This is a genomic window from Halovenus halobia (genome assembly GCF_051414135.1).
Taxonomy (GTDB): domain Archaea; phylum Halobacteriota; class Halobacteria; order Halobacteriales; family Haloarculaceae; genus Halovenus; species Halovenus halobia.
The window spans coordinates 63969-82083 of the sequence record NZ_JBLKOA010000007.1; the positions used below are offsets into that span (position 1 = coordinate 63969).

Genomic DNA, 18115 nt, shown 5'->3' on the forward strand with positions numbered 1-18115 from the left:
GTGAGCGAAGTGAGTGAGGGCTTGGGAGAGCTCTGCTCTTCCGGCGGATTTGAGCTGTGGTCACGTTGCTTACACTATTCCCGTACCGGAGACGAGCGCAGCGAGTCTCCGGCCTTTTTCGCCCACGTTTTTGCGACGAGTGGTGCGCGAAGCGCACCCGAGTCGGAAAAAGGTGGATGGGCCCGGGCGGATTTGAACCTCGGAAAGACGATCGCTCGCTTTGCTCGCGGTTTCACCGCTCGCATTTCGAGGACTCCGCTTCGCTCCGTCCTCGCTTTGCTCGCGCTGCGACTTTCCTGGACAAATCCGCCGGTCGTTACTCCTTCGCTCGTCACATTCGTTCCTCGCAGAAGCAGTGGGCCCGGGCGGATTTGAACCACCGCATACCCGGTAACCCAGGCATCGAGACATCCTCGCTACCGTATGAGCCGGGGGCTCTTACCAGACTGAGCTACGGGCCCGCATCCGTCCGTACCCTACGGCTTCAGTTAATTCTATCGTCTTCCCCATGTCAGCGACTCACTCGGAAGCCTTTTTTCCGAAACGACCCAACTGAGGAACAACAATGGGAATCGGCGGCTCGGATATGTACCGACAGCAAATCCTCGATCACTACAAGAATCCTCGCAACTACGGCGAGATCGAGGAGGCAACGTTCACCCACGTCGGCGAGAATCCAATGTGTGGCGACACCATCGAGATGGATGTCGTTCTCGACGACGACGAAACGACTATCGAACACGTCGCATTCCGCGGCGACGGCTGTGCCATCTCACAGGCGTCCGCCTCGATGCTCTCCGAAAAACTGCAGGGTATGGAGACGGAGACTCTGGAAGCGATGGACCGCGACGATATCGTCGAGATGCTCGGTGTCGACATCTCTCCGATGCGAATCAAATGCGCTGTGCTCGCCGAGAAAGTCGCACAGGACGGCATGGAGATTTACTTCGGCGACAAGGACCTCGACATGACGACGACCGAAGACGACGAGTAAGCTTCACTCCCCGAGCGTCGCTTCCGTATCGATTCCGTAGACCCGCGCTGGCGTCTCGACGTGTGCCCGGTGGACGGCTTCTTCGTAGCCATTTTCGAGCAGCCACCGCACTCGCTTCGGGACAGTTTTCGGCCCGAGCACTGCCCCCGGTCTGTCGGGGTCGTCCAGAAAGTCCGTCTCCATCAGAAAGGAGTCACCGTGCTGTGCGCCATCCTCCAGCGCGTCTTTGTTCGAGATGATGCTCGGAATCGGCCCGTCGACGTAGCCGCCCGAGTAGTGTTTGACAACCTGCTCGCGGGGCAGGCCACGGTCTTCTGCCCACTCCGCGACATCGCGGAAATCCTCACCGCCTTCGGTGTGCAACTGGACAGCACAGCCAACCTCACCACCCAACTCGAAGGCGTGTTTCATCACGTCGTTCGAGGCCTCCCAGACCTCGTCGCTTACATCGTAGTGCGGACGACCAGATTTGATCGCCAGTGCCGGTCCGTCGGCGACGAACTCCGCCGCAATGTCGAGACCAGCCTGCATCAGGTCTCGCGCTTCTTCGGGACTGTAGCCGTCTTCGACTAACTGTGAGATGAGCGCCGGGTGGACACCGAGGACTGGCCAGGCGCGCCCGGGAAGGCGTTCAGAGGCCTCGGCGGTCACCTCGCACGTAATCTCGAAGGTTTCTCGGAACGCCTCGGGGCCAGCAACCTCGTCGACGAAATACCACGAGGGCTTGTTGAGCACGAGCAGGTGGGTTCCGCCCGCGTTGGCGAAGTCCTCGGCGTGGTCGGCACCCTCGCCGTTGACCGGGTCGAGATGCAGATGGTTGTCGAGAACTGGCGTATCGAGGTCCGTGTTCATACAGTCTCCTGCGCTTCGGGACTCAAAAAGCCGTTCGCCTTCAGAGCGTGACCGAGCGGTGGGCAGTGTTTCGCAGCGCGTCCGAGCGGCCGTGCTCTCCCGGTGCGACGGCGACGGTCCGCACGCCCTCGCGGGCGGCCCGCTCCAGAACTGGCTTGAAATCTGTGTCACGAGAGACGACAACCACCACGTCGACGGACCCATCGACCGCCGCGGCCGTCGCGTCGACAGCCAACCGAACGTCGACATCTCCGCTGGTAGTGATCACATCGAACCCCCGCGCTTCGCCCGCCTGGATGAGCGACGGCGTGGCGTGTTCGTCGAGATACAATCGCGCCGTAGCGACCGTCCCTTCCTCGGTGCCGAGTTCGCGCAAGTCATCGAGGTCGACGTCAAACTCGTCACGGAGCACGTTCGGGCCGTCGACGAACACCCCGACTCGAGTCGATTCAGAGAGCCGTCCCAGCAGGTCCATACTGCCGGACTCGGCCTCCCGCGGTATAGACTACTCGGTCAGCGCCGTGGTTGACGGGGTGGCTGGGCTGGCGGCTCTTGCTGTTCCGCAAGGAGTCGGTCAATTCGGTCTTCGAGCGGGGGGTGTGTCGAAAACAGCGGGTGGCGCTGTCGGTGCTGGTCGTCGTGGGTGTACAACAGCGAGGCGAGGTCGCGGTTGTGCTCGGTTGCGCGGTGAATCTTCGAGAGTGCGCGGGCAAGCGCTTGGGGGTCGTTCGTCACCGAGATGGCGCGCTGGTCAGCGCGGTACTCCTGTCGGCGCGAGTGTGCCAGAAATAGTAGCGTGAACACGCTCAACACACTGACAAGGACGATACTGATACCGTACTGGAAGAGGTCAGCGAGCCCAATACTTCGCCGCTGGGGCTCGCCGGCAATCCAGTCCGTCGCGCGGTCGATGCCAACGAGTACGAGCAAGACCGGAAGCAAGAACAGATAGACAACTCCGACGAGAAGGCGGGTAACGGTAATCGCAAGCGTGTTGAGAAATGTATCGTACTGCTCCATGTGTGCCAGTTCGTGGGCGAGAATGCCCTCTAACTCCTCAATAGTGAGTATCGTGAGCAGCCCTCGGTCGAGAATGATTGCGCCGCGACGCGGCCCGCCGACCGACAGGGCGTTGGGTGAGTCAAGGTCTGTCAGGAGAATTGGCGGCTGTTCGACCGACATCTGGGCACAGAGCCCCTGCAGTCGCCTGTAGACCGCCGGGGCCCGGTCTCTGGGAAGTTCTGTCGCGTTCAGGCTGGCTGCGAGGCGAACGACGCCGCGTCGATAGGCGACGTACGCGCCAAGCACGGCCACGGCTGCGAACGTTACCACCAAAACGAGTGGATTCGGCTGGTTCGCGGCGAGATACTGCAACAGTTGGAAGCCGGCGAGCGCAATTCCGGTGTAGACCAGCAGCGTCGCAACCCCGACGAGAATCATACCCGTGCGAGCGAAGGAATTTCTCATAAACTACGCGCTGGGACAAATTTCGGCCAGCAGTTACAAAAACATCCCCATGACGTGTGAGGCAACCGCCATAAACCACCAATCGTTATCACCCGTGACCGCCAACTATCGGTAGATAATTTATTCGGGAGCGGGAGATGCGGCCCGAACAGTTAGGTGAGCCGACTGTGAGTGAGGGGACAGCATTCCGAGACCGGACAATTGAGGTGGCCTGCACAGAGGAGTCAGTACTCACCCTGTTGGCCGAGCAGTCGAACCTGCCAGCGGCCGAGGGCACTGTCGTCGACGCTCCCGACGCCTGCCCGCCAACGACTGACTGTCTCGTCGTAACTGACCCAAGCGACGTTTTGGACGAGCAGTCGCCCCCGACAGTGTTGTTCACACGTGCGGACCCGATGGACATCGGCCGTGAGGCGCTGACTGCGGTGGGAACGATTGTTCAGCGTGAACGCTCGGACAGCGCTGAGCGACTTGCTGAGAAAATCCGCACCGTTACGAGCGACCCGGTGTCGGCAGCGCACGTCGCGGACTCGCACGCGCTGACGCCGCCGGTTGTCGCCTTCATTGTCACTCCCGACGGGACAGTTGAGTGGTCGAGTCACGACCCGGCGGCGGTATTCGCTGACGAGCAGGACGACGCTCGACCGGATTCGCTGTACGAGTGGGTCTCTCAGTCGCTCGCTGTCTCGGGGCAGTCCGTGACAGAACTCCTCGAACTGTCGGACTCGCCCGCCGAACGGACCGGCGGGCTGGTTACCGTGCCTGGACCGGACGGCCACCGACAGTATCGTCACGACAGTTACGAATTGCCGAGTGGCAACCGCCTCGAACTGTTCGAGGATGTCACCGCTGAACTGGCCCAGCAGGACCGTCTCGACAGACTGACCGAACTCGTCGAGAACACACAGGACGGGCTGTTCGTCCTCGATACCGACGGGGCAGTCTCCCTTTGCAATCAGTCACTCGCAGACGCGCTTGGTGCTGAGCAGTCGGCACTCGAAGGCCGACACGCGAGTACACTCTTTCCGGACCACGCCTACCCCTCAGTTCGAGAACGCCTCCGGTCGGGACTGGCCGCAGACCGCGACGGTGTCGTCATCGATACGGCGCTCGAAACCAGCGACGGCGACTCCTTCGACGCGGAGATTAGCCTCTCGATTCGGCGTGACGCCGACGGGCGCTACGGTGGTGTGCTCGGCGTCGTTCGCGATATCTCGGCCCGGAACCAGCGCCAGCAGGAACTGAAACGCTACGGTGCCATCATCGAGGCGGTTGGCTCGCCGCTCTGCACGCTCGATGAGACTGGACAGCTCCGGTACGTCAACCAACAGTTTCGCGAGCAGTTTGGCGCCGATACACTCGACCTGATCGGGGAACCACTCGACCAACTGCTTGGGGACACGGAAGCCCAGCGAGTTCAGGCGGCACTCGACCGCGTCATCGACGGCGACAGGGACGCGACAGAGTCACTCGAAGTCGAAATCACGCCACAATCCGGCCCTCCCGTCCCAACAGAGTGTCGACTGGCGCTGTTGCCGCCGACTACCGAAGACACGGACGCTGTCGTTGCTGTCTTCCACGATATTACGCGGCTGAAAGAGCGCGAACAGCGACTCTCGAAGTTCGCGAGCGTGGTGAGTCACGACCTTCGGAATCCGATGGACGTTGCGCTTGGCCGCGCAGAGATGCTGCCCGAAATCGCCGATGTCGACCCACAGACTGAGCACCATCTCGACGACATATACGAGTCGCTCAAGCGGATGGAACGACTCATTCAGGACGTACTGACGCTCACTCGCCAGCGCGACGAGGGTGTCGAGACGAAGCCGGTTGCGCTCTCAGACGTTGCCCAGGCGGCGTGGGACAACGTCTCGACCGAGGAGAGTGAGCTGCGGGTCGAGGCTGAGCTGGAGATTGCGGCCCATCGGGGTCGACTGCTCAGACTGTTCGAGAACCTGTTTCGCAACGCGATTCAACACGCAGGGCCGGAGGTCACCGTCCGCGTCGAGCCACTTGAGACGGCCACCAAGACTGGCTTTCGAGTCTCAGATAACGGTCCTGGCATCCCGAAGAACCATCGCGACCAGATATTCGAGGACGGATTCACTACCGACGGCGAAGGGACGGGGCTGGGACTGGCAATTGTTCGCGAGATTTCCCACGCCCACGACTGGGAGGTTACTCTTGCCGAGACGACGGGCGGCGCCCAGTTCGAGTTCAGAGACGTGCTGCCCGCTGATGATTAAGAGCGCAGGTGGCGGCTGATGATGTCTTTCTGGATTTCTGTCGTTCCCTCGTAGATGGTCGTCACCTTCGCGTCGCGGTAGTACCGTTCGACATCGTAGTCCTTCGTAAAGCCGTAGCCGCCGTGAATCTGAATCGCCTCACTCGTGACTGACTCGGCTGTTTCGCTAGCGAAGTATTTTGCCATCGACGCAGACAGTGGGTCGACGCCGTCGTCGTTTTTCTCGGCTGCGTCCCGAGTGAGCAACCGAGCGGCCTGCACGCGGGTGTGCATCTCTGCGAGACTGTGAGCCACCGCCTGATGGTTGGCAATCTCCGTGCCGAACTGTTCGCGCTCCTCTGCGTACTCCAGCGCGTCGTCGAGTGCGGCCTGTGCCAGGCCAACTGCCTGACTCGCGATTGCGATTCGCCCGCCGGTCAGCGTCGACAGCGCGGCCTTGAGTCCGTCGCCGACCTCGGTCAGTCGATTCTCGGCGGGGATGTGTGCGTCCTCGAAGACCAGCGTCGTCGTGTCGCTGGCCCGGAGGCCGAGTTTGTCCTCTTTTTTGCCGACACTCAGGCCATCGGTGTCCTTTGGGACCAGAAACTGCGTAATCGAGTCCGGGTCGTCGCGGTCGGTCTTTGCAAAGAGAATCACAACCCCTGAACGCTCGCCGTTGGTTATCCATTGCTTGGTGCCGTTGATAACGTACTCGTCGCCGTCGGGGCGGGCTTCCGTCGTCATCTCTGCGGGGTTCGAGCCTGCGCCGGGTTCGGAGAGAGCGAACGCACCCACGGGTCGGCCCTCGTTCATCGCCGGGAGATACTCCTCGCGGTGGTGGTCGGCACCGAAGTTGCGGATGCACGACGTTGCGAGACAGTGGACCGACAGCGCCGTCGTCAGCGAGAGGTCCCCCCGTGCGAGTTCTTCGTTGATGACGCTGTAGGTCAACTGGTCAGCGTCGAACCCACCGTACTCCTCGGGGACGGTCAATCCCGTGAATCCCAACTCTGCGAGGTCGTCCCACAGTTGCTCGGGAAACTCCTGGTGTTCGTCAGCCGCCGAGGCCCGCGGTTCGACCTCTTCGCTGACGAACTCCCGAACTGTCTCCCGGATAAGCTCTCGTTCGCGCTCCTGCGTCGCAGTTGTCATAGCTCTCCCTATGTCGGTCACACCCAAAAATAGTAGTGCGAACCGACAGCGGTTTGTCCGCGCTCGCACAGCCACAGATATGTCCTGGCAGGTGATGGGAGCCTACGATAGCTACGAGGAGGCCCGTCGCGAGTTCGAGTGGGAGTTGCCCGCGTCGTACAACCCCGCACAGGACCTCTGCCGGAAACACGACCCCGAGACGGTCGCGCTCCGATACGACCCCGATGGTGGCGGTCATGTTACCGAACTGACCTTCGGGGAGATCGACCGCCGGTCTGACCGACTCGCTTCTGGACTGGCTGCCCTCGGCGCCGACCCGGGTGACCGCGTCGGTGTCGTCGTTCCGCAACGGCCAGCAAATCCGATCACTCATCTCGCGAACTGGAAACTCGGTGCCGTTTCCGTTCCGTTGACAGTGCTCTTTGGTCCCGACGCACTACAGTACCGACTGGCTGACAGCGAGGCCACTGCAGTCGTCATCGACCCGGCCGTCCGCGAGGATATCGATGCGATTCGCGATGACTGTCCGGACCTCGAACACGTCATCGAGCTCGACGGCGCAGATGGTGACGCCGCGGCCTTCGACTCGGTACTCGACCGTGGCGAGACGGGAATCGATATCTACGACGCCACGCCCGAGACAGAGAGCGCGGTGATGTACACGAGCGGGAGTACCGGCCCGCCGAAAGGTGTCATCCACAGCCACGCGCTGTGGCTCGGCCGCGCGGCCGCCGCGTTCAATTACTTTGACCGGGAGTTAGACGGCGCAACGCTATTTACGCCGGCAGACTGGGCGTGGGGTGCGGCGCTGGGTGGGACCCTCTTCGCTGCGTGGCACCACGGCTGCTCGATTGTTGGCTGGCCCCGAGAGTCCTTCGAGGCCGAGGCGGTGTTTGCCTGTCTCGAACGCCACGACGTGACCCACACGTTCATGCCGCCGACCGCGCTCCGACTGCTCCAATCTGTCGAGGACCCAGCCGAGCAGTACGACCTCTCGCTGTCGGTGATTGCCTCCGCGGGCGAACCGATGACCGCAGATATTCTTGAGTGGGCGGACGCAGAGCTCCCCTCGGTTTCGGTCAACGAGTTCTACGGCCAGACCGAACTGAACCTCTGTGTCGCCAACGCCGGCGAGTGGTTCGAGACGCGTGCCGAGAGCATGGGCAAACCACTGCCGGGCTACGAGGTCCAGGTGCTCGACCCCGAGACTCGTGAACCGGTCTCGCGCGGTGAAGTTGGGGAACTCGCGGTCAGGCCCGGAGACAGGCGAGTCTTCTTCGACGAGTATCTCGGCCTGCCAGAGAAGACAGCGGCCAAACAAACTGACGATGGCTGGTTCCTGACCGACGACCTCGTCAAGCGTGATGAGGACGGCTACATCTGGTTCGTCTCCCGGGCCGACGACGTCATTCTCACCAAGGGATACCGCGTCGGCCCGATGGAGGTCGAATCGGCGATTCTCGACCACCCCGCAGTCGAGCAGGTTGGCGTCGTCGGTGTACCCGACGAGACCACCGGCGAAGCGATCAAAGCGGTTGTCCAGTTGGCACGGACAGTCGAGGATCCAGACGCGCTCCGGGCTGAGATTCGTGACCTCGTTCGCGAGAATCTCGCTGCCTACGAGTACCCCGACCAGATCGAGTTCACCGACCAACTGCCGACAACCTCGACGGGGAAGATTCGCCGAAAATCTCTGCGCGGGGACGAATCGTGAGCCGACACGCCGCCGACCGCACAACTTTGGGGACAGCTACTTACCCCACCAGTTCGCCACAACAGGGTGAACACAGATGAGTGTCGTTGCAAACATCGGGTTTGTCTTCGCCGCCGGGTTACTGACCGCAATTGCAACCGGCCTGGGTGCGATTCCGTTTTTCTTTTTCGACGAGATCAGCGACCGCTGGAACGTCGTCCTCTGGGGACTGTCCTCGGGAATCATGGTTTCGGCGTCGTTGTTCGGGCTGGTCGACGAGGGGCTTGCAGCAGGCGGGCCGCTGGAGATTGCTGCTGGCATGGCTGTCGGAGTGCTTCTCGTCGTCGTTGCCCACGAGATTCTCGTCGATGTCGAGGTCGACCCGCGACAGTACGAGGAAGCCGACTTCACGAAGCTGCTGTTGATTCTCGGCATTCTGACGGTCCACAGCTTTCCGGAGGGTGTCGCGGTTGGCGTCTCCTTCGCAGATTTGGGTCTCGAAGGCGGACTCCAGCTATTCGGACTGACTGTGCCTGTTCTCGCTGTGTTTATGACCGTCGCCATCTCGATCCACAACGTTCCGGAGGGGACGGCAATCTCGATTCCGTTGCGCTCGATGGGCGTCTCCGAACCGCGGATGGTCTGGTGGGCGATTTTCTCCAGCCTTCCCCAGCCAATTGGCGCCGTCATGGCCTTCGCGTTCGTTCGCGTTGCTCGGGACTTTCTTCCCTTCGGCTTTGGCTTTGCCGCCGGCGCGATGATCTATCTCGTGCTTACTGAATTCATCCCGGAAGCCCTCGAACTGGGCGACAATGTGCCCTCGGGTGGGAAACCTGAACTCGTCGCGGGAATCGCCGTCGGCGTGGCAGTGATGCTCCCACTTGCGGTAATCTGAGCTGGCGAGACGCCGTCGAAACGTTTACTACTGGCCACCATCCACATATACGTATGAGTTCCAGTTCCGACGGCGGGCTGATGTCCAGTGCCGGTCTCGTCCGGTATTTCGATTCTGACGAAGACCGTGGTGTACGCGTCGACCCGAAGACTGTCGTCGCCTTCAGCACGCTACTTGGCATTTTCGTGCTAATGCTGAACGCCTTCGCCTGAGTCGGCACACCTTTGATTCAGCCGCCCGGACCTGCGGTCAATGACTGTCCGCGTCCGCGGTATCTACACGACTGCGCTGACTGAGCTTTTCGAGGACGTCGTCCAGCCCTCCAGAGCCATCGAAGACCGGTTCGAACAGGAGTTTTCGATGGGGCCAGCAACGGTCGCTATCGAGACGACTGACGACCGACAGGGCGTCACCGTCCACGGTGAGCCGGATGCCCTTACAGCCGCAATCGACCGACTCCGCGGGCTGGGGCTGGATACACTCGTCTGGCGCGCCCGCCTCCCCCGTGGCGGCGTCTTCGCCGGCGAAGTGACCGAGACAGTCGGAAGTGGCGCACTCGTTCGGTGTCTCCCCGAGGAACAACAGCTAAACTCACTGTTCGACAACCAACTTCCAACTGCCGGCGGAGCGACTGGCTTTCTACCGTTCTCGAACGTCGATAGCCGCGTCGATGAGGGTGACTCCCTCCGTGTCCAGGTGACCGAGTGCCGACCGCCGTGGAGTGATGGCCGTCCGGTACTCGACACGGATATTCGCGTTGCTGGTGGGCTGGCAACGTTGCGCCGCGGCAGTACAACAGGTGGCGGTGGCCCCGAACTGGCCGACATTCTTCCCGAGGAGCCACCCGAGGGGTGGCGAATCGACTGGGAACCCGTTGCTGACCACGCCGACCTCGATGAGCTGAGTTCGACTGTCGAGCACCTCGGCCAGCGAGCAACAACGCTCGACGAGGCCCTCCCAGAGACCGACTCGCCAGCGGAGGCTGCGCCGACGGCCCACACGCGCCAGCGGGCAACCTGCTGGCTGTGGTTTGGCCGTGAGAGTCGGTTTGCCCTCGACGAGCACCGCCGCGAAGTCACGACGACAATGCCGGGCCACCACAGAACCAAGGCGGGCGCGAACGCGGCGAGCACGGCCGTCGATTTCGTCGAGGGAGTCTGTTCCGGGCTTGGCTCGGACCCCGAGGAATTCCCATTCGGCGTCGTTACCGAGCAGTTCGGTCCGCGGACGGGCGACCGCGTCTCGATTGGCCACGGCAAACCCGACGGCCGACTGATCGACCTCGGCCCCGGCGAGGTGACCGAACGCGGCGACGACGGCAAACTAACAGTCACGCGAGAGATCAGCTCTCGCGGGAGCTACGACGCGCTGGGCACCCAGCGCGAACCCGGTGACACGGCAACGACGAACTTCGAGGAAGGGCGGTGGTGGTATCCCACGGTCTACCGCGGCGAGGACGGCACCTCGAAAGGCACCTACGTGAATATTTGCACACCAGTCGAAGTGTTCCCAGACAGCGTCCGATACGTCGATCTGCACGTCGACGTAATCAAACGCCCCGACGGCACGACAGAACTGGTCGACGAGGACGAACTCGCCGCGGCAGTCTCCGCGGGAGAACTCTCAGAAGAGCTGGCGGAAAAAGCCCGGACCGTCGCCAAAGCCGTCGAAAACGCCTTCTAACGGTCGACCAGTCGGTGAAGCACGCCGCCGGGCAACCCCGACCGAATAAGTCGGTCATACAGCGCAGGCGGCAGAATTGACTGTAGCCGTGGCAACCACCGCGAGCGTGTACTGACTCGATAGCGCGCGTTCGGTTGGTCGCCGGTCGCTGCTGTAACCATCGCGTCGACAACGGCCTCGGGGTCGGTCGAGTCGGGCGAGTACGACTCGAAGGCGCGGTACTGGGCATCGTACGCACTGTTGTCGATGCGGTCCAGCGCCTCGCTCGCGCGCTCGTTGAATCCCGTCCGGACTGGACCGGGTTCGATCAGCGACACGTCGACATTGTGCGGGCCGAGTTCTCGCCGGAGTGCAGTCGTGTAGCCGTCGAGACCGGCCTTTGCTGCGGAATAGGCACCGTGATAGGGCAGCGGGACGCTGCCGACCATCGAGCCAACGACCACGACTCGTCCCTCGCGACGGCGGAGTTTCGGAAGGAGAGTCCGAACGGGAATATGAACCGCAAGCAGATTCGTCTCCAGATGCTCACGGAGTGCATCGGGCGAGCAGTCTTCGAGCGCGCCGAGTTCGTACCAGCCGACCGCCGAGAGCACCACGTCGGGCTGTACGTCTTCCAGACACGCCTCGACGGCGGCCTCGTCACGGAGGTCGACAGTCCGGCACTCGACGGGGTCGGGAAGGTCGCCGAGGCCGGCCTCGTCGCGGTCAACCGCGAGCACGTCGTGGTCATTGGCAACCAGTCGAGTTACGGCACGGCGGCCGAGTTCACCAGCACCACCAGTCAGGACGACACGCATACAGCCACCTCTGGCCGGCCGGCCAAAACTCCTTGGGGTCGACCGGGAGGAAAGCTTATTCGTTCCTGCGTCTAACGGTAACCAATCCGGTATGGCTGAGATAGAAGAGAGCGTTTCTGGCTACAAATGCCGTGGCAGTTGGGTCGAGGTCGTCGAACACGGCGAGCGCATGACTCGCGCACTGCAAGAACTCGCCGAAGACCACGATGTCGACGAATCGGCACTCGAGGAGTTCGAGGAGTGGCGACCAAAAGCACACGAACGTCTCAAGGAAGACGTCAACGAAAAGACCGCCGAACAGGCAAGCGTCAGCGAAGGCAAAGGGGAGGAGGAGGGGAAAGACCCTGACGAGGACCTCCAGAAGGCTGGCGAAAAACTCGCCGAGTCCTACGAGAACCTCGACGAACCCGACGAGGCCGTCGGGAAGTGGGGTGAGAGCATCGACTACGTCGCCCGGGCCGCAGACTCTGCGGGACGGAAAGCGATGCGGAAAGTCGAGGGCACCGTCTACAAGAACGTGATGACCCAGATGTCGCCGTACTACTTCGATAACGACCTCGTGAGTGCGAACCTCCAGCGGGTCAGCCGCGGACAGGGTGGAGAGTATACCTTCGAGGTCAACGTCAACGACGACGACCTGAAAATTCGCGTCTCGAACAAACTCGCCGACTTCGACAACGACCTCGACCGGTGGCACGTCAACACCGAGAAAGAGACCGACGCGGTCGCCGCTGCCGAAGGTGTCGAGCCACCGAGCGAGGACGACACCAACGACGCGAAAACGAACTGACGAGTCAAAAAGGATAACTCAGTTCGCGTCACATCGAGGAGTGTGCTTGCTATCGCTACGATTCCAGACCTGCTCCGTCTGCTCGTCCTCCCGTTTTTTGGCTACCTCGCCTGGCGTGACGTTGCGACCCGCCGGGTCCCGAACCGAACGTGGATTCCGGTGGCCATCCTCGCTGTTGTCCTGCTCATCTGGGAGCTGTACGTCGTCACAACCGGCGACTTCACCGGCTTCCAGCAACGACAGTTCTACATTCGCGTTGCTATCTCGATTGGCTTCATTATCCCGCTCACCTACCTCTTCTGGCTGATTGGCGGCTTTGGCGGTGCCGACGCGAAGGCGTTTTTTGTGCTGGCGGTGCTCTTTCCGACCTACCCGCAGTACAGCCTCGGCGAACTCGGTGTTGGCGGCGCGCTCGCCTCGATCCCGGTTGTCCAGACCACTGTGGGCGTGTTCTCGCTCACGATTCTCTCGAATACGGTGCTGGCTGGCGCGGCGTACCCAGTTCTCCTCGCCGGCAAAAACGCGCTTACTGGCTACGTCTCTCCCGGGATGTTCGTCGCCAAGCCGATTCAGTCCGAGGAGGCGATCGAGGAGTACGGCACACTCCTCGATTTCCCCGACCGGCGACTGATTGACGACCTCTCGCTGGATGGGCTCAGCGCGTATTTCTCCTGGCGACGGCTCGACCTCGATGCGTTGCGGATGTATCTCCAGTGGCGTGGTATCACACTCGACGAACTCAGAGCGAACCCCGAACTGTACCGTGACCCCGAGACACTCCCTGACGAGCCAAACTCACCCGGTGACGGAATGATCGAAACTGACGGCGGTGTCGACCAGACCGAGCCACCAGCAGCGGTCGACTACGATGACCCGTGGGGCGCAGACGCGTTTCTCGACGATATCGAGAGCTCGGCCTACGGGACGACGCCAGAGGGACTGCGAGACGGGCTGGAGACGCTCAGTGACTCGGAGGTTGTCTGGATTTCGCCCGGGATTCCGTTCCTCGTTCCGCTGTTTCTCGGACTCATCATCTCGTTCACCTACGGCGACCTGCTCTTTACGTTCCTCTCGGCCGTCGGGCTCGCCTGAGTCAGTCTGATTGCGCTTCCGGCGGCGACTCCTGAATCTCTGTCCGCGCCTTCGTGACGAGCACGCGAACGCCGTCCTGATACGAGGTGTCGATGTCGATTTCCCAGCCGTGGACGCGGGCGAACGTCTTCGCGTTGGGAAGCTTCATGCCTGCCTCTGCGGTCGGGACGGACTCACCGAAGGCGAAGTAGCCCTCGATGTTGCCATTCGGTGGGGTGCCATCGTCGGTGACCGCGAAGCCTGTCTCAGTTAGTTCGACAGTGACCGTCTCTGCCTCGTTTAGCCGGTTGAACACGAAGACGTTGCCAAGCAACTCTCGAAGCCGACCCGGGTCGGCGTCGATTGTCCCGCTGTTCTCGATGACGAGGTCCAACTCGCCAGTCTCTGCGTTGAACCACGCGTCGTCGACGGCTGTTTTGAAGTCGACTTCCTCCAGTCGTTCGACCGTCTGGCCGTATTTCGCGAGCGTCGTGAAGTCATCCACCCGTGCGGCCAGTCGCTTGTTTGCGCCGATGGCTTTATCGACTGACTCGTTTTCGACGGTTCCCTGTTCTGTCCGGTCTCTGGCAATGCCAAGTCGCCACTCGATGATCTGAAGCATATTCCTGAGTTCGTGTGCCAGCGCGCTTGCGAACCCTTCGAGTTGCTCGTTATGCCGTCTGAGTTCTCGACGACGCTGTTCTGCCGTCGTAATATCCGAGAATACGATAACCCGGCCCTGCGAGTCGCCGACTCTGACCGAACTCGCCGAGACCAGTAGGTACCGACTCTCGCCGTCAATCTCGTACTCCATCGTTTCGGTTTCTTGCTCACTTATCGCTGCGACCCGGGGCAACACTCTGTCGAGTGGCTGCCCGACGGCGTCGGCCAGGTCGGGGAAAAAATCCACTGCTGCCGGCGTCCTATCCCTGATTCGGTCGCGCTCGTCGAGAAATATTACGGCACTGTCGTCGTCGCCAGTCGATTGCACCGCGAGAAAGCGCCGCTCGTAGACGAACAGTGCGCCCAGCACGAACAGCGCAACCCCCAGCGGCGCGTAAATCACCTTGATCAGTGACTCGGTCAGGAACGCGACGATATCCAGAATAACTGGCAGCGCGAGCAACCCGGTCAACACACCAAGCGGTCGCGTGTCGTAGCCCGAGTTGTGATACAACTCAAACAGCATGAACATCCCCATTCCGGCCAGTACGTAGGAAAATCCGGTGACAGTCCAGTGGAAGACACCGTGCTCGATTGCCAGATAGTTGAACGGGGTCGTCTGAACTGACGTCGTGAAGTAGAGCCCGTGAACCGGGTTCGTCAGCTTGACCGCAACGACCCCTGCAAAGATACTGGCTCCGATGGTCCGCAATGTCGGGTCTTCGTGGTAGTTTCGACCGGTGTAGGCTGAGCAGAAGTACAGCCACGCCCAGACTGTTGCGAAGCCAAACACGAGTCCGACGGTGTAGGCCGGTCGCCGAAAGGGGTCGGGGACAGTGAAATAGACGACTTTCATGAACGCCCAGACGCCGGTCGTTCCGAGCAAGCCGACCAGTCCACGGCGGACCGCGTTGGCCTCTACCTCCAGTGCTCGAGCGACTGCGAGCAGACATGTGAGGCCGGTGAGCGCAAAGGCTCCGGTGTACCCGACGGCTGCCGGATTCACCTGTAGAAAGAGATGACTGGTCACGTTGGTCTACATAGATAGTACGTGTTTACCCCGAGGTCTCGACAGCTGGCACAGCGTGAGCCCGTGAGATCATCTCATTGCTGCTGACGACTCGGCGAAGCTCTTCGTATGGATTGCGTCCCTGCTGGCGCCACGTCGCCAGGAGGGACAAGACCGTCTCGTGAACGAACATTCCTCGGTCATTACGGAGCGTTCCGATTATTTTCCGGAGAACCACTGGCTCACGAAGCGCGCTCTCTGCGGCATTGTTCGTCGGAGAGACCGCTGGCTCACCGATGAAGGTGAGCCAGTGGTCGAGGCCTCCCTCGATCTTTCCGAGGAGTGTTGCCACTGGTCCGTCGGGGACTGACCGCTCTATCAGCGATTCTAGCTCTCTCCGCGCCACGCGTTGGAGTTCTGCTCGCTCACGGACTGTCAAGTCGCTCTCCAACCGGGTCTGGAGAGCGACGTACAACTGTCTGAGAGCGCGGTAGATCGGTTCGCCTTCCGCCTGCTGCTTGGCGGCATCTTCAGCCTCTCGGAGAATGTGCGCCCAACACCGCTGGAGGTGGTTGCTGAAGGCCGGATACGCCGTCCAGCCATCACAGATGACCGTTCCCACGAAGTCCTCGCCGAGGACTTCTTTGGGAACATCGCTTCCACGACTCTCTCGAACTGCATACAGCGTGTGTATCTCGGTGGTGAACGTCCAGATCCACGCCTGTTCACCGTCTCGTTTGATTCCGGTCTCGTCGATATGGACAACGTCGGCTTGCTGTATCTGGCGACGGATTTGTTCGTATTCACAGCGACCGGCGCGCGCGGCGCGCTCGGTCGCGTGCCATGTGGATGCGCCCGACAACTCCAGTCCGTGGAGTTGCTCGAAGCGGTCGCTGATCTTCCGGTAGGGAAGGCGGTGATCGTACCGAGAGAGCGCCGCTTGTGCGATGACGTTCACCCCGAACTGCCCCTCATCGGGGCAGTCGGGGTGTGAGGCAACAGTCTCGGACCCACAGAAGTGACACTCGTAGTGGTGGCGATTGTACTGTGTGACTTCGGGTGGCTGTGGATCCGGGATTTCCTCGACGAGTCGGGGGCTGACGCCCGCCGACTCGTCAAACAGTTCGCCACACTCTGGACAGCAGTCACAGGTAACCTCGATTTCTCGATCTGGGTCAGGAGCGTCGCGCCATTCCGGGTCGTGTCCGGACTTTCGGCCAGGCGTGCCACCGTCAGTACGTGGCTGTTCGTCGTCCTCGTCCCCGCCGGACGAGGACGACTCCTCTTGCTCCGATTGGTCCTTGCTCGGTGGTGTGTGCGGCCCCTCGTACCATCGGACCTTGGCTCTGAGCCGCTTGTTCTCTTTTCGGAGTTGCTGATTCTCTTGCTTGAGCTCTGCGTTCTCCTGCTCAAGTTCATCAACGCGATTTTCGAGAGCAGTGATCCGCTCAAGCAGTTGCTCTACTTTCTCATCAGTGACCATCTCAACTCCCCCCGGACAGTGCAGACGACACGGGACGGTCTCCCTGCCGGAGACCGTCCCTTGGAGAACACTCTGTCGTCTGCATTGCTCTACTGTGAGGTCAGGAGCAACTTACGAGAGTGTGGCGAAATCGTTCTGGGGGTAAACACGTACCATAGATACACTGGATGACCGAACTTGAACCTTTTTCCGCGCCTCAGTTCTGTCCGGTGGTTTGACCAGTTAGTTTACTGGAATATCGGTTCCCTCACCGTCACCGTCCAGTTTCGGGAGTCGGACAGTCAAGACGCCGCGGTCGTAACTCGCCTCGGTTGCCGAGTCTTCGACGGCAGCCGGCAGCGTCACCGAGCGACTGGCTGCCTGCTTCGTTCGCTCTCGCATGATGAACCTGCCCTCGCCGGTGGTATCGATAGCTTCAGTCTCGATTCGGAGCGTCCGGCTGTCGTCGAGTTGCACATCGATACTCGATGGGTCTCGACCGGGCAGGTCAGTCTTGACGAGAATAGCGTCGTCGGTGTCGATGACATCTACTGGCAGTTCGCCAGCGAGTGACTCGCCGAGCTGGTCGCCAAGCTGTGTAAACTGTTCTACGAGGTCCTCAATCTCTGCAAACGGGTCGGTCCGGTCTGTCATACCGCGAGATAAACTGCCGTACAGTATAAGCGTACGTGATTTCTCTGCCGTGTTATCCCTGGTAGGGGTGGTACTCCATCCCCTTGTGTTTGAGTTCGTTGCGCTTGTCCTCGAGGAAGGAGTAGACTGTGCCGTGGGGTGCTCCTTCGAGCAGCATCTCCGCCGCCTCTCGGATGGCTTCAACCTGCTGTGGGCCACCGATGACGCCGAGTGTGGAGCCGTAAATTGCGACCGACGCACCGGTCAACTCTTCCATGAGTTCGCGTGTGCGGCCACCTTCGCCAATCAACCGCCCCTTCTGGCGACGCAGGTCGTTTTTGTTCCGTGAGGCTGCCTCGATGTCGATCAACTCGAACATCATCATGTCGTCGTCCAGTAGCGCGAGCGCGTCCTCTGGCGAGAACCCACGACCGATTGCTTTCACGATGTCCGGGCCTTTCAGCCCCAGTACCGGGTCGCCTACCTTCTCGATGCTGACGTTGCCCGATTCAGAGTCGATATCCAGCCGCACCTCAGCCTGCTCTTCAATCTCTCGCATCGTCTCGCCACCCTGACCGATCAACACGCCAATTCGGTCGTCGGGAACCTTCACATGCTGCATAATATGCTCAAACGTAGTCGATTGCACTGTTAAAGTCCTTCGGGTACTGGTGGTGAGAACGAGTGTTTCCAGCTGCTCACTTCATTTCGGCTCGCAGACGAGGGCCGC

General features: G+C 61.2%; 17 protein-coding genes and 1 tRNA gene. 8 read left to right on the forward strand and 10 right to left on the reverse strand.

The genetic code is table 11. The features are described from left to right. Nucleotides 1–356 precede the first annotated feature (356 nt). Nucleotides 357–461: transfer RNA gene (locus tag ACMGFM_RS14635), tRNA-Ile, on the reverse strand. A gap of 104 nt (nt 462–565) precedes the next feature. Here ACMGFM_RS14635 and sufU point away from each other — a divergent pair. Next, the gene (gene sufU / locus ACMGFM_RS14640; protein WP_436903400.1) at nt 566–994 is read left to right on the forward strand and encodes a Fe-S cluster assembly sulfur transfer protein SufU; all 429 of its coding nucleotides are present in this window, start codon (nt 566–568) and stop codon (nt 992–994) included. A 3-nt stretch (nt 995–997) separates the two neighbouring features. Here sufU and ACMGFM_RS14645 read toward each other — a convergent pair whose 3' ends face one another. From ACMGFM_RS14645 to ACMGFM_RS14655, 3 genes are read right to left on the reverse strand one after another with little or no spacing between them, the layout of a single operon-like run. Then, nucleotides 998–1846 carry a TatD family hydrolase gene (locus tag ACMGFM_RS14645; RefSeq protein WP_436903401.1) on the reverse strand — a complete coding sequence of 283 codons (849 nt, stop codon included), beginning with the start codon at nt 1844–1846 and terminating at the stop codon, nt 998–1000. A gap of 40 nt (nt 1847–1886) precedes the next feature. Next, entirely contained in the window at nt 1887–2321 is a 435-nt protein-coding gene (locus ACMGFM_RS14650; protein WP_436903402.1) for an NYN domain-containing protein, read from the reverse strand. Between the two features lie 38 nt (nt 2322–2359). Beyond that, nucleotides 2360–3286, reverse strand: coding sequence for a M48 family metallopeptidase (locus tag ACMGFM_RS14655; protein WP_436903403.1), 927 nt, complete (start codon nt 3284–3286; stop codon nt 2360–2362). Between the two features lie 194 nt (nt 3287–3480). Between ACMGFM_RS14655 and ACMGFM_RS14660 the strand changes: the two genes are divergently transcribed. Then, on the forward strand, nt 3481–5559 hold the full coding sequence (locus ACMGFM_RS14660) for a PAS domain-containing sensor histidine kinase (protein ID WP_436903404.1): 2079 nt from the start codon (nt 3481–3483) through the stop codon (nt 5557–5559). Here the strand turns inward: ACMGFM_RS14660 and ACMGFM_RS14665 are convergent. After that, nucleotides 5556–6689 (reverse strand): acyl-CoA dehydrogenase family protein, encoded by a 1134-nt coding sequence (locus tag ACMGFM_RS14665; protein ID WP_436903405.1) that lies wholly within the window; start codon nt 6687–6689, stop codon nt 5556–5558. The two genes, ACMGFM_RS14660 and ACMGFM_RS14665, sit on opposite strands and share 4 nt — an antisense overlap. 79 nt (nt 6690–6768) lie before the next feature. Here ACMGFM_RS14665 and ACMGFM_RS14670 point away from each other — a divergent pair, with 79 nt between their 5' ends. The 4 genes from ACMGFM_RS14670 to ACMGFM_RS14685 all read left to right on the forward strand — a co-directional run bounded on the left by ACMGFM_RS14670 (nt 6769) and on the right by ACMGFM_RS14685 (nt 10960). Then, nucleotides 6769–8403 carry an acetate--CoA ligase gene (locus ACMGFM_RS14670; RefSeq protein WP_436903406.1) on the forward strand — a complete coding sequence of 545 codons (1635 nt, stop codon included), beginning with the start codon at nt 6769–6771 and terminating at the stop codon, nt 8401–8403. A 76-nt stretch (nt 8404–8479) separates the two neighbouring features. Beyond that, nucleotides 8480–9277 (forward strand): ZIP family metal transporter, encoded by a 798-nt coding sequence (locus ACMGFM_RS14675; protein WP_436903407.1) that lies wholly within the window; start codon nt 8480–8482, stop codon nt 9275–9277. Between the two features lie 53 nt (nt 9278–9330). Then, nucleotides 9331–9489 (forward strand): preprotein translocase subunit Sec61beta, encoded by a 159-nt coding sequence (locus ACMGFM_RS14680; RefSeq protein WP_436903408.1) that lies wholly within the window; start codon nt 9331–9333, stop codon nt 9487–9489. A gap of 40 nt (nt 9490–9529) precedes the next feature. Then, nucleotides 9530–10960, forward strand: a complete 1431-nt coding sequence (locus ACMGFM_RS14685; RefSeq protein ID WP_436903409.1) for a ribonuclease FAU-1 family protein — start codon at nt 9530–9532, stop codon at nt 10958–10960. Here the strand turns inward: ACMGFM_RS14685 and ACMGFM_RS14690 are convergent. Further along, nucleotides 10957–11757, reverse strand: a complete 801-nt coding sequence (locus tag ACMGFM_RS14690; protein ID WP_436903410.1) for an SDR family NAD(P)-dependent oxidoreductase — start codon at nt 11755–11757, stop codon at nt 10957–10959. The genes ACMGFM_RS14685 and ACMGFM_RS14690 overlap by 4 nt on opposite strands. 91 nt (nt 11758–11848) lie before the next feature. Between ACMGFM_RS14690 and ACMGFM_RS14695 the strand changes: the two genes are divergently transcribed. Further along, on the forward strand, nt 11849–12547 hold the full coding sequence (locus ACMGFM_RS14695) for a DUF5828 family protein (RefSeq protein WP_436903411.1): 699 nt from the start codon (nt 11849–11851) through the stop codon (nt 12545–12547). Nucleotides 12548–12589: 42 nt separating this feature from the next. Next, complete coding sequence (locus tag ACMGFM_RS14700; RefSeq protein WP_436903412.1) at nt 12590–13639, forward strand: A24 family peptidase; 1050 nt, start codon at nt 12590–12592, stop codon at nt 13637–13639. Between the two features lies 1 nt (nt 13640). On the opposite strand, the gene ACMGFM_RS14705 is transcribed toward ACMGFM_RS14700, so the two are convergent. From ACMGFM_RS14705 to ACMGFM_RS14720, 4 genes are all read right to left on the reverse strand, one after another. After that, on the reverse strand, nt 13641–15311 hold the full coding sequence (locus ACMGFM_RS14705) for a sensor histidine kinase (RefSeq protein ID WP_436903413.1): 1671 nt from the start codon (nt 15309–15311) through the stop codon (nt 13641–13643). 25 nt (nt 15312–15336) lie between these two features. Continuing rightward, nucleotides 15337–16773: an IS66 family transposase gene (gene tnpC, locus ACMGFM_RS14710; protein WP_436903414.1), complete on the reverse strand. Its 1437-nt coding sequence runs from the start codon at nt 16771–16773 to the stop codon at nt 15337–15339. 222 nt (nt 16774–16995) lie between these two features. Next, nucleotides 16996–17406 (reverse strand): Hsp20/alpha crystallin family protein, encoded by a 411-nt coding sequence (locus tag ACMGFM_RS14715; protein WP_436903415.1) that lies wholly within the window; start codon nt 17404–17406, stop codon nt 16996–16998. 52 nt (nt 17407–17458) lie between these two features. Continuing rightward, nucleotides 17459–18007 (reverse strand): KH domain-containing protein, encoded by a 549-nt coding sequence (locus ACMGFM_RS14720; RefSeq protein ID WP_436903416.1) that lies wholly within the window; start codon nt 18005–18007, stop codon nt 17459–17461. Between the last annotated feature and the right edge of the window lie 108 nt (nt 18008–18115).

Coding starts and splice junctions, on each gene's coding strand:
- sufU (WP_436903400.1), top strand. CDS start 566: ATGGGAATCGGCGGCTCGGATATGTACCGACAGCAAATCCTCGATCAC.
- ACMGFM_RS14645 (WP_436903401.1), bottom strand. CDS start 1,846: ATGAACACGGACCTCGATACGCCAGTTCTCGACAACCATCTGCATCTC.
- ACMGFM_RS14650 (WP_436903402.1), bottom strand. CDS start 2,321: ATGGACCTGCTGGGACGGCTCTCTGAATCGACTCGAGTCGGGGTGTTC.
- ACMGFM_RS14655 (WP_436903403.1), bottom strand. CDS start 3,286: ATGATTCTCGTCGGGGTTGCGACGCTGCTGGTCTACACCGGAATTGCG.
- ACMGFM_RS14665 (WP_436903405.1), bottom strand. CDS start 6,689: ATGACAACTGCGACGCAGGAGCGCGAACGAGAGCTTATCCGGGAGACA.
- ACMGFM_RS14670 (WP_436903406.1), top strand. CDS start 6,769: ATGTCCTGGCAGGTGATGGGAGCCTACGATAGCTACGAGGAGGCCCGT.
- ACMGFM_RS14675 (WP_436903407.1), top strand. CDS start 8,480: ATGAGTGTCGTTGCAAACATCGGGTTTGTCTTCGCCGCCGGGTTACTG.
- ACMGFM_RS14680 (WP_436903408.1), top strand. CDS start 9,331: ATGAGTTCCAGTTCCGACGGCGGGCTGATGTCCAGTGCCGGTCTCGTC.
- ACMGFM_RS14685 (WP_436903409.1), top strand. CDS start 9,530: ATGACTGTCCGCGTCCGCGGTATCTACACGACTGCGCTGACTGAGCTT.
- ACMGFM_RS14690 (WP_436903410.1), bottom strand. CDS start 11,757: ATGCGTGTCGTCCTGACTGGTGGTGCTGGTGAACTCGGCCGCCGTGCC.
- ACMGFM_RS14695 (WP_436903411.1), top strand. CDS start 11,849: ATGGCTGAGATAGAAGAGAGCGTTTCTGGCTACAAATGCCGTGGCAGT.
- tnpC (WP_436903414.1), bottom strand. CDS start 16,773: ATGGTCACTGATGAGAAAGTAGAGCAACTGCTTGAGCGGATCACTGCT.
- ACMGFM_RS14715 (WP_436903415.1), bottom strand. CDS start 17,406: ATGACAGACCGGACCGACCCGTTTGCAGAGATTGAGGACCTCGTAGAA.
- ACMGFM_RS14720 (WP_436903416.1), bottom strand. CDS start 18,007: ATGCAGCATGTGAAGGTTCCCGACGACCGAATTGGCGTGTTGATCGGT.